A 13,802-nucleotide genomic window follows, 5' to 3' on the forward strand; every position below is an offset into this window, starting at 1 on the left:
GGGCCGTCAGCCCGCCAGCGCGGCCTCGATCTGCGCGAAGGTCTGGGGCGTCTCGAAAGTCTCGACCGCGGTGCCCAGCTGGCGCCCGATCTGCGTGGCCGAGAACATGCCGCGGATGCGCGGCGGCTGGCCTGCTGCGTCCTGCGTGCGCACCAGCAGGTGGTGGCGCCCCGTGCGCTTGAGCGTGGCCACCATGTCGCCGACGTTCGCATGGCGCACATCGGCCAGGTCCAGCACGCCCAGCTCGGTCAGCGGATGCATGAGGTCGCCCACCGTCAGGTCGAAGACATTGCCCTTGCCCTGGTGGCGCAACTGCATCGGCCGCTCGCCCAGCGTGTCCTGCGTGCTCACGATGCCCACCAGCATGCCGTCCTCGCCAGTCACGAACAGCAGGCGCACGCGGTGCGCGAGCATGGCTTCGTTGGCCGCGAACAGGCTGGCCTCGGGCGTGATCGTGACCGGGTGCGTCTGTTCGAAATCCGTCATCACGGCCAGCGCCGGCGATGCCTGCGTGACCATCTGCGCGGGCTCGGGCCGCGTCAGGGCGGCGCGTGAGGCGAGATGGTGGATGCTCAGTGCCTTGAAGCTCGTGCCGGTCATGTCGGGATCCTTGGGTTGCAAGGGCGGTTTCGCGCGGTAGGTCCTGTGGGCCAGGCCCGCTCCGTGTGCCTGCGCCCGGCGCTGCGCGGCCAGTATGCGACTGGCCTGTGCGGCCGTCAAACGCTGCATGATGACGCAGGCTCGGGGTTAATTCTGACGAGACGGGGCGCCTTCGCGCGTAGGCTCTGCCGCGGCGCACCCCTGCAAAGACGCCGACATTCCAACGGAGACAACCCCATGCACATGACGCGTTCGACGTTCCTGGCCCTGGCCACCGGCCTTACCCTCGCCGCCTGCGGCGGCGGTGGCGACGACGACAACACCCCCGAGGAAACCCGGCTGCAGGACAGCCGCACCAGCTTCGTGCCGGCCAACCCGACGGCCACCACCTTCGATGCGCTGGCGGCAGCGCCGGGCGACACGGTGGACACCACCACCACCAGCCGCTGGGCCGGCGTGCTGGGTGGCGCGGCCTACCGCGTCGAGGTGCCTGCCAACTGGAACGGCAAGCTCGTGATGTACGCGCATGGCTATGCCGGCGAAGGCAACACGCTGAGCATCACCAACCCGGCGATCCGCCGGCACCTGATCCAGAACGGCTACGCCTGGGCCGCCTCCAGCTACAGCAAGAACTTCTATGACGTGCGCGTGGGCGTGGAGGACACCAATGCGCTGGCGCTCGAGTTCAACAAGATCGCCACCGCCAACGGCCGCACTTTGGCGGCGCCCACGCGGCTGTACATCACCGGCCACTCGATGGGCGGGCACATCACGGCCGCTGCGATCGAAAAGGAGGCGCTGGAAGACGCCAACCACAAGGTGCGTTACAACGGGGCCGTGCCCATGTGCGGCGTGATGGGCGACACCGAGCTGTTCGACTACTTTGCGGGCGCACAGCTGGCAGCCCAGGTGCTGGCCGGCGTGCCGAACAATCCGTTCACGAACTGGGCGGCAATCCGGGGTCAGGTCACGACCACACTGTTCACCACCTTCCCGAGCGCGCCCACGGCGACCGGCGCCAGGTTCCTGTCCGTTGTCGAGAACCTCACCGGTGGCGACCGGCCGCTGTTCGACCTGGGGGTGGCGGTGGGCGGCTCGTTCAGCCCGGTGTGGGGCGTGTTCGGTGGTGACGGCACGGTCAACGGCATCCTGAACAAGAGCGTGATCGACACCAACCGCTTCACCTACACGATCACCGGCGACGCGGCCGGCTCGGCCGCGCTGAACGCCGCGGTGCAGAAGAAGACCGCCGACGCCGACGCGAACCGCGAGCGCCGCGACGGCCTGCGCTGGATCCCCAAGGCCAATGGCGAGATCGGCATCCCCGTCGTCACGCTGCACACGCTGGGCGACCTGTACGTGCCATTCAGCATGCAGCAGATCTACAAGCGCCGCGTGGTGGCCGAGGGCAACGACCGCTGGCTGGTGCAGCGCGCGATCCGCGGCGCCTCGCATTGCGACTTCACCGTGGCCGAGCAGGTCGAGGCCTTCGACGCGATGATCAACTGGGAGCAGAACGGCGTGAAGCCCGCGGGCGACGACGTGCTGACCGCTGCCACCGTGGCCGCACCGACCTATGGCTGCACCTACACGCGCAACACCCTGGGGATGGACGACGGCACAACGACGCGGCAGCTGCGCGCCGTGATCGCCGCGCAGACCCCGGCCTGCCCGGTGCCTTGATACAGGCCCTGCGAGGCCGCTCAGTGCGCGGCCTCGGAGATCTCGATCAGGTTCAGGTCGGGGTCGCGCACATAGACCGAGCGGATGCGCCCGGTCGCGCCGGTGCGCATCACCGGCCCTTCGATGATGGCCACCTGCTGCGCCTGCAGGTGGGCGATCACGGCGTCCAGCGGCCTGTCGGCGATGAAGCACAGGTCCAGCGCGCCCGGCACCGGCGTGTGGGCCTTGGGCTCGAACTCGCGGCCCTTCACATGCAGGTTGATCTTCTGCTGACCGAACTGGAAGGCCCGGCGCTCCACTGGCGGCGTGCCGCCGACGAAGGATTCCAGGCGCATGCCCAGCACCTCGGTGTAGAAGCGGATGCAGGCCTCTTCGTGCGCCGTGGTCAGCACCAGGTGGTCCAGGTGGTCGATCATGTGCGGTCCTTGTGCAGTCTCGTTCAGTCGGTCACCCGGCCGCGCAAGGCCTTGGTCTCCGAGCGCTGGCTCTTGCCCTCCAGCCGGCGCTGGCGCGAGCCGTAGGTCGGCTTGGTCGGGCGGCGCGTCTTGGGCGGCTCGGCCACGCTGTTCACCAGCTCGTGCAGCCGCGTGAAGGCGTCGAGCCGGTTCATGTCCTGCGTGCGGTGCTGCTGGGCCTTGAGCACCAGCACGCCGGCCTGCGTGATGCGGCTGTCGCGCAGCGCGAGCAGCCGCTCCTTCACACCTTCTGGCAGCGAGGAAGCCGGGATGTCGAAGCGCAGGTGGATGGCGCTGGACACCTTGTTGACGTTTTGCCCGCCTGCCCCCTGCGCGCGAATGGCCGTGATCTCGACCTCGGATTCGGCGATCTCGATCGGCACGGCCACGGCGTGATCACTCCAGCAGCTGGCGCAGCACATACGGCAGGATGCCGCCGTGCCGGTAGTAGTCGACCTCGATCGGCGTGTCGATGCGCAGCGTGAGGCCCACCTCCTGCTGGCTGCCGTCGGCGCGCGTGATCACCAGCCTGGCATCGCTGCGCGGCGCCAGGTCGGGCGAGGGAATCACATCAATGGTCTCGTCACCCGTCAGGCCCAGCGACTCCCAGCTGTCGCCGTGCTTGAACTGCAGCGGCAGCACGCCCATGCCCACCAGGTTGCTGCGGTGGATGCGCTCGAAGCTCTTGGCCACCACGGCCTTGATGCCCAGGAGCTGCGTGCCCTTGGCCGCCCAGTCGCGGCTGGAGCCGGTGCCGTATTCCTCGCCCGCGAAGATCACGGTGGGCCGTCCTTCGGCGATGTAGCGCATGGCCGCGTCGTAGATGAACATCTTCTCGGCCGTGCCGCCGTCCTCGGGGCGGTACAGCGTGACGCCGCCTTCCTCGCGCGAGCCGTCGGCACCGGGCGGGATCATGAGGTTTTTGATGCGCACATTGGCGAAGGTGCCGCGCATCATCACGTCGTGGTTGCCGCGGCGTGCGCCGTAGCTGTTGAAGTCGGCCTTGAGCACGCCGTTCTCCTGCAGCCAGCGGCCGGCGGGGGAGCTGGCCTTGATCGAGCCGGCCGGCGAGATGTGGTCGGTCGTGATCGAGTCGCCGAACAAGGCCATGATGCGCGCCCCGCGCACGGCAACGGCCTCGTCGCTGGCGGGCGGCTCGAGTGCGAAGTCGGCGAAGAACGGCGGCTCGGCGATGTAGGTGCTGGCGGGCCACGTGTAGGCGTCGCCGGTCACGCCCTTGATCTTCTCCCAGAGCTTGCCCGGGTCGGTCTTCACCTTGGCGTAGTTCTCCCGGAAAGCCTTGGCGTTCATGGCGTACTTCATGAGCGCATGGATCTCGTCGCTGGTCGGCCAGATGTCGCCCAGGTAGACGTCCTTGCCGCCCTTGCCCTTGCCCACGGGCTCGGTCATCAGGTCCTTGAGCACCGTGCCGGCGATCGCATAGGCCACCACCAGCGGCGGGCTGGCCAGGAAGTTGGCCTTCAGGTTCGGGTGGATCCGGGCCTCGAAATTGCGGTTGCCCGACAGCACGGCCGCGCAGACCAGGTCGTTCTTGGTGATGACCTCGTTGAGCTCGGGCGTCAGGTCGCCGGCATTGCCGATGCAGGTGGTGCAGCCGTAGCCGGCCAGCGCGAAGCCCAGCTTGGCCAGGTAGGGCATGAGGCCGGTTTCGGTCAGGTACTCGGTGACGATGCGCGAGCCGGGCGCCAGCGAGGTCTTGATGTGCGGCTGGACCTTCAGCCCGGCCTCCACCGCCTTCTTGGCCAGCAGGCCGGCGGCCAGCAGCACGCTGGGGTTGGAGGTGTTGGTGCAGCTGGTAATGGCGGCGATCAGCACGTCGCCGTTGCCGATGCTGATCTCCGGCACCTTCTTCGGCACCACGGCGATCTCGTGCTGCGCGGCCGCCAGCGTCGGCTTGTTGCCTTCCATCTCCATGACGGGGCGCTCGGCGCCGCTGGGCGTGGGCGGGTTCTGCGGCACCTTGTCCAGCATCGGGTCGTCGGTCGCGCGCACTTGGTGGCGCGTGTGCAGCACGGCGGCCTGCTGGTTGAAGCCGTTTTCGCCGATGGGCTTGGAGAACAGGCTGGCGAACTGGCTGGAGACTTGACCGAGCTCAATCCGGTCCTGCGGGCGCTTGGGACCTGCCAGGCTGGGCGTCACGTCGCCCAGGTCGAGCTTGACCACCTGCGAGTAGTCGATCTCGCCGGCCAGCGGCACGCCGAACAGGCCCTGCGCGCGGAAGTAGGCCTCGAACGCCTCGATCTCAGCCTTGGTGCGGCCCGTGCCCTTGAAGTACTCGATGGTCTTCTCGTCCACCGGGAAGAAGCCCATGGTGGCGCCGTACTCGGGCGCCATGTTGCCGATGGTGGCGCGGTCGGGCAGGGCCAGCGTGCGGGTGCCCTCGCCGAAGAACTCGACGAACTTGCCCACCACCTTGTGCCGGCGCAGGATCTCGGTCACAGAGAGCACGAGGTCGGTCGCCGTCACGCCTTCGCGCAGGCGGCCCGTCAGCTCGAAGCCCACCACGTCGGGCGTGAGGAAGTAGACCGGTTGGCCCAGCATGGCGGCCTCGGCCTCGATACCGCCCACGCCCCAGGCCACCACGCCGATGCCGTTGATCATGGTCGTGTGGCTGTCCGTGCCGACCAGGCTGTCGGGGTAGTAGACGTCGTCCCTGCCGTCCCGCGCCTTGTGCACGCCGCGCGCCAGGTACTCCAGGTTCACCTGGTGCACGATGCCGAAGCCCGGTGGGACCACGCCGAAGGTGCTGAAGGCCTGCATGCCCCACTTCATGAACTCGTAGCGCTCGCGGTTGCGCTGGAACTCGAGCTTCATGTTCAGGTCCAGCGCGTTCTTGGTGCCGTAGTAGTCGACCATGATGGAGTGGTCCACCACCAGGTCCACCGGCACCAGCGGCTCGATGCGGCCCACCGGCTTGCCGAGCTTGGCGGCCACGCTGCGCATGGCGGCCAGGTCGGCCAGTAGCGGCACGCCGGTAAAGTCCTGCAGCACCACGCGCGAGACCACGAACGGGATCTCGTCGCTGCGCTCGGCGTTGGGCGCCCAGTTCGCCAGCTGCTGGACATGCTCCTCGCCCACGCGCTTGCCATCGCAATTGCGCAACACCGATTCGAGCACGATGCGCATGGAGACGGGCAGCCGCTGCACGTTGGGGAACTCCCTGGCCAGGGCGGGCAGCGAATAGAAGTGACCGGTCTTGCCGGAGGCGGTGGTGAAGGTCTTGCGCGTGCGTGCGAATGCGTGGGGCATGCCGGAAACTCCAGTGTCTTGTGGTGCGCGGCGCCCTGCGGCGCCGGCTGTTCGGGGGCGGGCCATCCTACTACCGGGGCATGAACGCCGCCTCGTGGTGCTGCCATTTCACCTGCCGCCAGCGGGCGACTGGGCCGGCAGGCGCCGTGGCCTACCGTTCATCGCAAGCCGACAGCCGCTCGGGCGACTGCCTCTTGCATGGGATCGCGCCACGCTTAGCATGCGCGCAGACATGTTTTCGCCGTGCCGCGCACACCGCTTTCACCACCAGGGATTCACAACCATCGAGTTGATGGTGGTCGTTGCCATCCTTGCGGTGCTGGCCGCGCTTGCCTCGGCGAACCTGACCCCCATCCTCGAGCGCTGGCGCGTGCGCCAGGCCGTCGAGGAGCTGACGTCCACCTACACCTACGCCCGCTCTGAGGCCATCCGGCGCGGCGGCAACATCACGGTGCGCAAGCGCACCGTGGACACCCCGCCCTGCCTGCTGCCCGACGACAAAAGCGACTGGAGCTGCGGCTGGCTGGTGTTCGACGACACCAACGGCAACGGCACCCAGGAAGTGGGCGAGACGACGCTGCGCTCCACGCCTGCATTCGGTTCCATCACGGTCAAGAACAACGCAAACACCTCGGGCGATTCCTTCCAGATGACGCGCTGGGGCGAGCTGCAGAGCGGCGCCCTGGGGTTCACCGTCAAGCCGGCGCGCACCGGCGCCGATACGGTGACCGCGTTGTGCATGGCGCCCGGCGGGCGCGCCAAGGCCAAGCCGGGCGTCGCCACATGCAGCTGAACCCGCGCCGTGCACAGCGCGGCATCACGCTGCTCGAATCGATGATCTCCATCGTCATCGTGGCGCTGGGCATCCTGGGCATCCTCGGCGTGCAACTGCGCACGCTGGCCGACACGCAGACGGCGGTGCGCCGCGCGCAGGCCATCCGGCTGACGGAGGACCTCAGCGAGCGCATCAAGGTCAACCCGAACGCGCTGGGGACGGATGTTCTGGCGAACTATGTGGTCGGCTGGGGCCCAGAGGCCAGCAGCGTGCCGCAGGACTGTGCACTGGCCGCCGGCTGCACGGCAGTCAACCTGGCCCTGTACGACATCGCGCGCTGGAAGCGTAACGTCCGCTCGACCATGCCGCTCGGCGACGCAAGCGTCTTTCTGGTGGCCGATGAGACCGACGCCGCCAACCGCCGGCAGCTCGGCGTCATGATCAGCTGGCGGGAGAACGAGCGCGTGGCCGCGACCGACAGCGACACCAACTACCGCGCGATCTTCGCCGTGCCTGCGGCGTCGGCGGCTTCCTCTGCGGGCCCGGTAGCCGTCGGCTGCCCAACTGACCGCATCTGCCACCTGCAATACATCCAGCCCACGGCGCGTTGCGCCGCCGGCGGCAACAACGCGCAGGGGCTGTGCCCGTGAGCGCCGCGCGCCGGCAGGCCGGCCTCACGCTGATCGAGCTGCTGGTCGGCCTGAGCATCGGGCTCATGACCATTGCCGTGGCACTGGGCGCCCTGGTGGTGTCGCGCAGCGTCTCGGGCACGGTCAGCGACGCCAGCCAGATGCAGCAGCAGGCGGCGTTTGCGTTGCGCACCATCGGCCAGCAGCTCCGGCAGGCCGGCTCCATCCGGCTCAACCTGGCGTTTGGCCAGGCGACCGAGCCGACGGCCATCGATCCGGCCGAGCCCGTGGCGTTCGAGACCGACTTCAACCGGGCCGCGGGCACGCTGGGCGGTGACAGCACGGTCGAACTCAGCATCGGTTACCAGAACTACACCGAAGACGTGGGGCAGGCGTCGCCGCAGTCCCTGCTGCGCAACTGCCTGGGCCAGCAGCCCTCGGCCACCGTGATCCAAAGCAGCTTCTGGCTCGACAAGGCCACGGGCGCTGCAACCGGCGACCTCAAGTGCACCGGCGTCGCGGGCGACAAGGGCCAGGGCGCGACCATCATCAGCAACGTGGCAGATTTCCAGGTGCGCTACTTCCTGCAGCAGGCGGGCCCGACCATGCGCTATGCGACCGCGGCCAACGTCGGCACCAACTGGCCGGCCGTGGTGGCTGTGGAGGTGTGCTTCGAGATCGTGGGCGAAGAATCCGTGCAGACGGCTGGCGCCACCTACCGCAACTGCAGCTGGAAGGCCGGCGACGCCGAGGCTGCCATGGGCAACCGCATGCGCATGGTGTTCCGCAATGTCTTCCAGATCCGCAGTCAGGGGGTGCCGCGATGAGGCCCGGCGTGTGCGCAAGGACGGACTCACGGCGTCGCCAACGCGGCATCTCTCTGCTCATCGTGATGGTGGTCGTGCTGCTGTCCTCGCTGCTGGCCCTGTGGTCGTTCCGCTCCTCGCTGGTGAACGAGAGCATCGTCGGCAATGACGCTGACTATCTGCGGGCCTTCGAGGCGGCGCAGGCCATGATCCAGGACGCGGAGTTCGACATCCGCGGCGAGCGGCCGGATGGCACGGCCTGCCTGCCCGATGCCAGCAAGCCCGTGCGCTGCCGCACCGGCAGCACCGTCGCCTTCATCGAGGAAACCAAGGACCTGGGCAATCTGCTGGTGCAGCTGAATGCGTCGGCGACGCGCTGCATCCAGGGCATCTGCCAAAAGCGCACCGGCCGGCAGGATTTCTGGGCCGACGATGCGTTGTTGACTGCCATGACGGCGGACGGCGCGCGCTATGGCGACTACACGGGCGCCATGGTGGGCACGGCCAGCAACCCGATCCTGAAAGACACCGCAGCCGGGCGGGGCGCGTGGTACTGGATCGAGGTCATGCCCTACGACACCAGCGTGGGAGGGGCAGTGCTGGCAGGCAAGGCCAAGCTGGACCTGAACCTGAACCCCGGCGTCGTCTACCGCATCACGGCAGTGGCCCGCGGGCAGAAGCCGAGGACGCAGGCGGTGCTCCAGTCGACGCTTGCACGCCAGAAGCTCAGGGATTGAACGGGTACAGCCATGGCCAAGACACTCAACACGACGCGCACGCTGCTCAGCCTGCTGATCGGTGCGATCGGCGCACCGCAGATGGCCGAGGCGCAACCTGCAACGGCGCCGCTGGCGCAGTTTCCCGCCGGCACGGCCTACCGCCAGCCGGCACCGAACGTGATCATCACGCTCGACGATTCGGGCAGCATGGGCTACTACGACGGGGGCGGCACGAAGCAGGACGAGACAAAGAACACGTCGCGCATGTTCCAGCTCAAAACCGCCCTGCGCCAGATCTTCGAGGGCAGTGCGAACATTCCCGATGGTTCGATGCGCCTGGCGTGGAACACCTTGAACAACTGCCGCGACATTTCTGCGACCTCGGGCGGGGGGTGTGCAGGCAAGAACCGGATTCGCGTGCTGGACGAAACGCACCGGACCAATTTCCTGAACTGGATCGGTGCACCCGGTGCACCAAAGGCCGTCAACTCCAGGCTCAGCGCGGACGGCTCCACGCCGACGCACCAAGCGTTCATTGCGGCAGGCGACTACCTGGCCAACGGCTCGGTTACCGACAAGGAGAGCCCGTGGGCCAAGGTGCCTGGCGAGACTGCCCTGCCGATGCTGACCTGCCGCAGGTCCTACAACGTGTTGATGACCGATGGCGGGTGGAATTTCAGTTTCTCGACGCACGGCACGGATGTGGCCCGGCCGAAAGCGCCCGGGAATGCCGACGCGGATGGAACCACGGTCACGCTGGGGGACGGCAAGACGGTCTACGACGCGACCAAGCCCTACGCCCAGATCTACCGCGGTGTGTACTCGGCGCCCACCGTCTTGCCCGGCACCAACTACAACACGTATTTCACGAGCGGGGGCAAAGCGGTACCTCTGAGCACGCTGTCCGACCTGGCCTTCTATTACTGGGCCACGGACCTGGCGCCGCTCCTGGCCAACGATTTGAAGCCGCTGACCAGCACCATCAAGACGGTCGGCACGCCGCCGCGCACGGTGGAGCTTGAGCCTTACTGGAACCCCCGCAACAACCCGGCGACGTGGCAGCACATGACGACCTACACCATCGGCTTCGGCGATGCGGGTGATTGGGAGACGTCGGGCAACCCGTACTACGCCGCGTTCCCTGCGCGGGATGAGACCGGCAACGACAACTTTGGCGGTGATCTGGATCTGCTGGCCACGGGCGTGAAGACATGGCCCGACCCGATCAGGCGGAACATTGCGCTGGACGAAGGCAACAACCCCAACAACAACAACGGAGAGGCCCGCAAGACGGAGCTGTGGCACATGGCGATCAACAGCCGGGGCCGCTTCATCGTCACGACCGACAAAGACAGCCTGGTCAAGGCGTTCAGCTCCATCTTTGCCCAGATCGCGATCGACAACTCGAGCCCGGTGACCAATTTCGTCAACGCGTCCAGTTCGGTCAACCGCTCCGACGTTGCGCAGTACGTGGCCGGCTACGAAGCCGACGGCTGGCGCGGCTACGTACGCGCCGACACCCTGGCGCAGGGCACGGGCGCGGCGACGCCCTACGCCGGCTGGGGCACGACCAACCGCACGACGGCCGACAAGCTGGACGCGCTGAACGCGACCGGCATCGCCAACCGCCTGATCCTGACCTTCAGCGACAAGGCCACGGGCGGCGGCCCAAAATCGTTCGAATGGGCCGGCGACGAGACCTACCTCAGCACGGCGCAAAAGGATGCCATCAAGGAGACCACCAGCACAGCCGGGGCGAGCAACGAGCTGGGGCAGGGACGGCTCAACTACCTCCGTGGCGATCGCTCCCTGGAACTGCCGGCCGCCTCGGGCATCTTCCGCCAGCGCGCCTCGCGCCAGGGCGACATCGTGAACTCGGCCGTGTGGTACATCGCCCAGCCGGTCAGCGGCTACGGCCTGCCCGGCTACCTCACGTTCGCGCAGAAGCACAAGGCGCGGCTGCCCATGGTCTACGTGGGCGGCAACGACGGCATGCTGCATGGTTTCTCGGGCGTGGACGGCAGCGAGAAGATCGCCTATGTGCCCAAGGGCGTGATCTCCAACCTGGCCTTGCTCACCAAGCCCGACTACGAACACCGCTACTTCGTGGATGGCTCGCCCTTCAGCGGCGACGTGTTCGTGCCGCCCAGTGCCGGCGCCCCGGCAGAGTGGCGCACCCAGCTGGTCGGCACGCTGGGTGCAGGCGGCAAGGGCTATTTCGTGCTGGATGTGACCACCCCGGGCAGCACGGCCACCGACGCCAGTGCCGTGCCGTCCAACTTCCTGAAGACCAATGCGGCGCAGCTCGTGGTCATGGACAAGACCAGCGCCATCGGCTCGACCACCGAGGACGCGGACATCGGCCACATCATGGTCGGCCCGGTGCTGGAGGACAACAATCCGCAAAAGACCACGCAGATCACGCGCATGAACGACGGCCGCTGGGCCGTGGTCATGGGCAACGGGGTCAACAGCACGAACGGGCGTCCGGTGCTGTTGATCCAGTACCTGGACGGCGCCAAGGAGCTGCTGAAGATCTCGGCCGCGACGACCGGCGCCAATGCCACGGCCAACGGCCTGTCGGCCCCGCGCCTGGTGGACATCAACGGCGACGGCACGCCCGACGTGGTCTATGCCGGCGATTTGAAGGGCAACCTGTGGAAGTTCAACGTGGCCTCGGCTACGACGAGCGACTGGAAGCCGGCGTTTGGCACGGCGCCGTCCAGCTGGCTGCCGCTGTACACCGCGACCTACACCAGCCCTGGCGGCACCGTCACGCCGCAGCCGATCACGGCGCCGCCGCTGGTACGCGCCAACACGCGCGGTGCGGGCGGCCTCATGGTGGCGTTCGGCACGGGCCGCAACCTGACCGAGGCCGACCGCTCCAACACCGCCGTGCAGAGCATCTATTCCATCCTGGACACCACGCGGTACAAGCTGGTCAGCGGCAAGGTGGTGCTCGACAACGCGGATGCGGCGGCTGCCGCGCGCGTGGGCACGGGCGTGACCAACCTGGTACAGCAGATCGTTGGCACGCAGATCGCCGGCGTCGGCACCAGCGCCGCGCGGACGTTCTGGACCGTCAGCCAGAACGATGTGCCCTACACCGGCGATAGCGCCAAGAAGGGCTGGTACATGAACCTGCCCGAGAGCGGCGAACGCCTGCTCGCGCAGATGCGCTTTTACGACGAGAGCAACAACATCGAGCTGATCACGGAAGTCCCGGCCTCGGGCGGCAGCACGTCGGCCGATGAGAGCTGCTCGCCGCCGCCGAGCGACCAGCGGAGCTACCGCACCTTCCTGAACATCAACGATGGCAAGCGGCCCAGCGTGCAGATCCTGGACCAGAATGGGGACGGGGCCTTCAGCCTGTCGGCGGACCAGGGCGTCTCGCGCATGACGGCATCGTCCAAGGAGGGCCGCGTGACGAACAAGAGCAAGACCATCGTCACGGGCTCCGATGGCCGCAAGGACGAACTGAACCGGCTGCCTGAACTCCCGCTGCGCCCGAACTGGCGCCAACTCCAATGAAGCACGCGCGCGCACCAGGAAAGACGCAAGGCATGAACCGCATGGCCAAGGGCTTCACGCTGATCGAAGTCATGATCGTCGTGGCGGTCATCGGCATCCTGTCGGCCATCGCGCTGCCGCAGTACAACGAGTACGTGCGGCGCGGCCACCGCTCCGACGCGCGGGCCTTGCTGTTGCAGGGCGCGCAGTGGATGGAGCGTGCCGCGACGGCCACCGGGCGGTATCCCCTGCAGGCGGATTTCCCCACGACCCTGAAGACCATGCCGTCGGGCCGATACAGCATCACCGTGGCGTCGACCGACGGGGCCACGTTCCTGTTGACCGCGACGCCTGCCGGTGCTCAGGCGGCCGACAAGTGCGGCAAGCTGACCCTCACCCACACCGGCCTGCGCGGGGTGGAGGGCGCCAGCGCAAGCGAATCGGCCACCAGCTGCTGGACCCGCTGAACCCGGCCGGTCGCATGACCGCCCCCGGCCTCCTGCTCGGCTGCGACTTCAGCAGCGCCCCCAACCGCCGCAAGCCGGTCGTGCTGGCCCTGGGCGCGCTGCACGGAGAACGGGTGGTGCTGCAGCGCCTGGAGCGCTTGGAGACGCTGCCAGCCTTCGGCCGCTGGCTTGCGCAGCCGGGCGAGTGGCTTGGTGTCTTCGACCTGCCGTTCGGCCTGCCGCGCGAACTGGTGCTGGCGCAGGGCTGGCCGACCGACTGGGAAGCCTGCATGCGGCACTACGCCAGCCTGGACCGCGAGGAGCTGCGCGCACGCTTCGTCGCGTTCTGCGCGGCGCGGCCGGCGGGCGGCAAGTTCGCGCACCGCGCCACCGATGGGCCCGCCGGCTCCAGCCCTTCGATGAAATGGGTCAACCCGCCCGTGGCCTGGATGCTGCATGCCGGCGTGCCGCTGCTGCTGGAGGCGGGCGTCTACCTGCCGGGCCTGTCGCCGGATGCGCATGCCGACCGCACGCGCGTGGCGCTGGAGGGCTACCCCGGCCTGCTCGCGCGCGAGGCGCTGGGCGGGCGGCGCAGCTACAAGAGCGATGCCAGGCCCGGCCAGACCCCCGAGCGCCTGATCGCGCGCAAGGACCTGCTCGCGGCACTCGAAAGCGGCATCGGCCCGCTCGGGCCGCTGCGCCTGGGCCTGCGGCTCAAGCTCACGCATGCCCAACACGATGCACTCGTGGCCGATGCCAGCGGCGACCTGCTGGACGCCGTGCTGTGCCTGCTGCAGGCCGGCTGGGCGCAGCGCCAGCACGAGGAGGGCGCGCCGCGCTACGGCCTGCCCGCGGGCATGGACGGGCTGGAAGGCTGGATCGTGACGGCGCCCTGGCCGGGCGGCTGAA

12 protein-coding genes are annotated in these 13,802 nt (G+C 68.2%); 8 read left to right on the top strand and 4 right to left on the bottom strand.

Annotated features, from left to right (window positions below):
- Positions 1–6: 6 nt before the first annotated feature.
- Complete coding sequence (locus tag ASF43_RS25020) at positions 7–600, bottom strand: CBS domain-containing protein (RefSeq protein ID WP_056187378.1); 594 nt, start codon at positions 598–600, stop codon at positions 7–9.
- A gap of 237 nt (positions 601–837) precedes the next feature.
- Between ASF43_RS25020 and ASF43_RS25025 the strand changes: the two genes are divergently transcribed.
- Positions 838–2,283: a S9 family peptidase gene (locus tag ASF43_RS25025; RefSeq protein ID WP_056187381.1), complete on the top strand. Its 1,446-nt coding sequence runs from the start codon at positions 838–840 to the stop codon at positions 2,281–2,283.
- 20 nt (positions 2,284–2,303) lie between these two features.
- On the opposite strand, the gene ASF43_RS25030 is transcribed toward ASF43_RS25025, so the two are convergent.
- The 3 genes from ASF43_RS25030 to ASF43_RS25040 are packed head-to-tail and all read right to left on the bottom strand — an operon-like array spanning position 2,304 to position 6,008.
- A complete protein-coding gene (locus ASF43_RS25030) occupies positions 2,304–2,699 on the bottom strand; it encodes a VOC family protein (RefSeq protein WP_056187382.1) in 396 nt (131 codons plus the stop codon).
- Between the two features lie 23 nt (positions 2,700–2,722).
- Positions 2,723–3,160 (bottom strand): alternative ribosome rescue aminoacyl-tRNA hydrolase ArfB, encoded by a 438-nt coding sequence (gene arfB / locus ASF43_RS25035; protein ID WP_056187386.1) that lies wholly within the window; start codon positions 3,158–3,160, stop codon positions 2,723–2,725.
- On the bottom strand, positions 3,135–6,008 hold the full coding sequence (locus ASF43_RS25040; RefSeq protein ID WP_056187390.1) for an aconitate hydratase: 2,874 nt from the start codon (positions 6,006–6,008) through the stop codon (positions 3,135–3,137). Before ASF43_RS25040 ends, arfB begins: the two co-directional genes overlap by 26 nt.
- A gap of 94 nt (positions 6,009–6,102) precedes the next feature.
- Between ASF43_RS25040 and ASF43_RS30165 the strand changes: the two genes are divergently transcribed.
- The 7 genes from ASF43_RS30165 to ASF43_RS25075 are packed head-to-tail and all read left to right on the top strand — an operon-like array spanning position 6,103 to position 13,801.
- Complete coding sequence (locus tag ASF43_RS30165) at positions 6,103–6,801, top strand: GspH/FimT family protein (protein ID WP_162241855.1); 699 nt, start codon at positions 6,103–6,105, stop codon at positions 6,799–6,801.
- Complete coding sequence (gene pilV, locus ASF43_RS25050; protein WP_056187394.1) at positions 6,792–7,433, top strand: type IV pilus modification protein PilV; 642 nt, start codon at positions 6,792–6,794, stop codon at positions 7,431–7,433. The genes ASF43_RS30165 and pilV overlap by 10 nt, the downstream gene beginning before the upstream one ends.
- Positions 7,430–8,239 carry a PilW family protein gene (locus ASF43_RS25055; RefSeq protein WP_200932608.1) on the top strand — a complete coding sequence of 270 codons (810 nt, stop codon included), beginning with the start codon at positions 7,430–7,432 and terminating at the stop codon, positions 8,237–8,239. Before pilV ends, ASF43_RS25055 begins: the two co-directional genes overlap by 4 nt.
- The gene (locus ASF43_RS25060; RefSeq protein WP_056187399.1) at positions 8,236–8,955 is read left to right on the top strand and encodes a PilX N-terminal domain-containing pilus assembly protein; all 720 of its coding nucleotides are present in this window, start codon (positions 8,236–8,238) and stop codon (positions 8,953–8,955) included. The genes ASF43_RS25055 and ASF43_RS25060 overlap by 4 nt, the downstream gene beginning before the upstream one ends.
- A 12-nt stretch (positions 8,956–8,967) precedes the next feature.
- Entirely contained in the window at positions 8,968–12,468 is a 3,501-nt protein-coding gene (locus ASF43_RS25065) for a PilC/PilY family type IV pilus protein (protein ID WP_056187402.1), read from the top strand.
- A 32-nt stretch (positions 12,469–12,500) separates the two neighbouring features.
- Entirely contained in the window at positions 12,501–12,914 is a 414-nt protein-coding gene (locus ASF43_RS25070) for a type IV pilin protein (RefSeq protein WP_056187404.1), read from the top strand.
- A 14-nt stretch (positions 12,915–12,928) separates the two neighbouring features.
- Positions 12,929–13,801, top strand: a complete 873-nt coding sequence (locus ASF43_RS25075; RefSeq protein WP_056187407.1) for a DUF429 domain-containing protein — start codon at positions 12,929–12,931, stop codon at positions 13,799–13,801.
- The last annotated feature ends 1 nt before the right edge of the window (position 13,802 follow it).

Origin of the sequence: Pseudorhodoferax sp. Leaf267, assembly GCF_001422405.1 — a bacterium.
Lineage (GTDB): Bacteria > Pseudomonadota > Gammaproteobacteria > Burkholderiales > Burkholderiaceae_C > Pseudorhodoferax.

Coding starts and splice junctions, on each gene's coding strand:
- arfB (WP_056187386.1), bottom strand. CDS start 3,160: ATGTGCTGCGCCAGCTGCTGGAGTGATCACGCCGTGGCCGTGCCGATC.
- pilV (WP_056187394.1), top strand. CDS start 6,792: ATGCAGCTGAACCCGCGCCGTGCACAGCGCGGCATCACGCTGCTCGAA.
- ASF43_RS25020 (WP_056187378.1), bottom strand. CDS start 600: ATGACCGGCACGAGCTTCAAGGCACTGAGCATCCACCATCTCGCCTCA.
- ASF43_RS25025 (WP_056187381.1), top strand. CDS start 838: ATGCACATGACGCGTTCGACGTTCCTGGCCCTGGCCACCGGCCTTACC.
- ASF43_RS25030 (WP_056187382.1), bottom strand. CDS start 2,699: ATGATCGACCACCTGGACCACCTGGTGCTGACCACGGCGCACGAAGAG.
- ASF43_RS25075 (WP_056187407.1), top strand. CDS start 12,929: ATGACCGCCCCCGGCCTCCTGCTCGGCTGCGACTTCAGCAGCGCCCCC.
- ASF43_RS25060 (WP_056187399.1), top strand. CDS start 8,236: ATGAGGCCCGGCGTGTGCGCAAGGACGGACTCACGGCGTCGCCAACGC.
- ASF43_RS25065 (WP_056187402.1), top strand. CDS start 8,968: ATGGCCAAGACACTCAACACGACGCGCACGCTGCTCAGCCTGCTGATC.
- ASF43_RS25040 (WP_056187390.1), bottom strand. CDS start 6,008: ATGCCCCACGCATTCGCACGCACGCGCAAGACCTTCACCACCGCCTCC.
- ASF43_RS25070 (WP_056187404.1), top strand. CDS start 12,501: ATGAACCGCATGGCCAAGGGCTTCACGCTGATCGAAGTCATGATCGTC.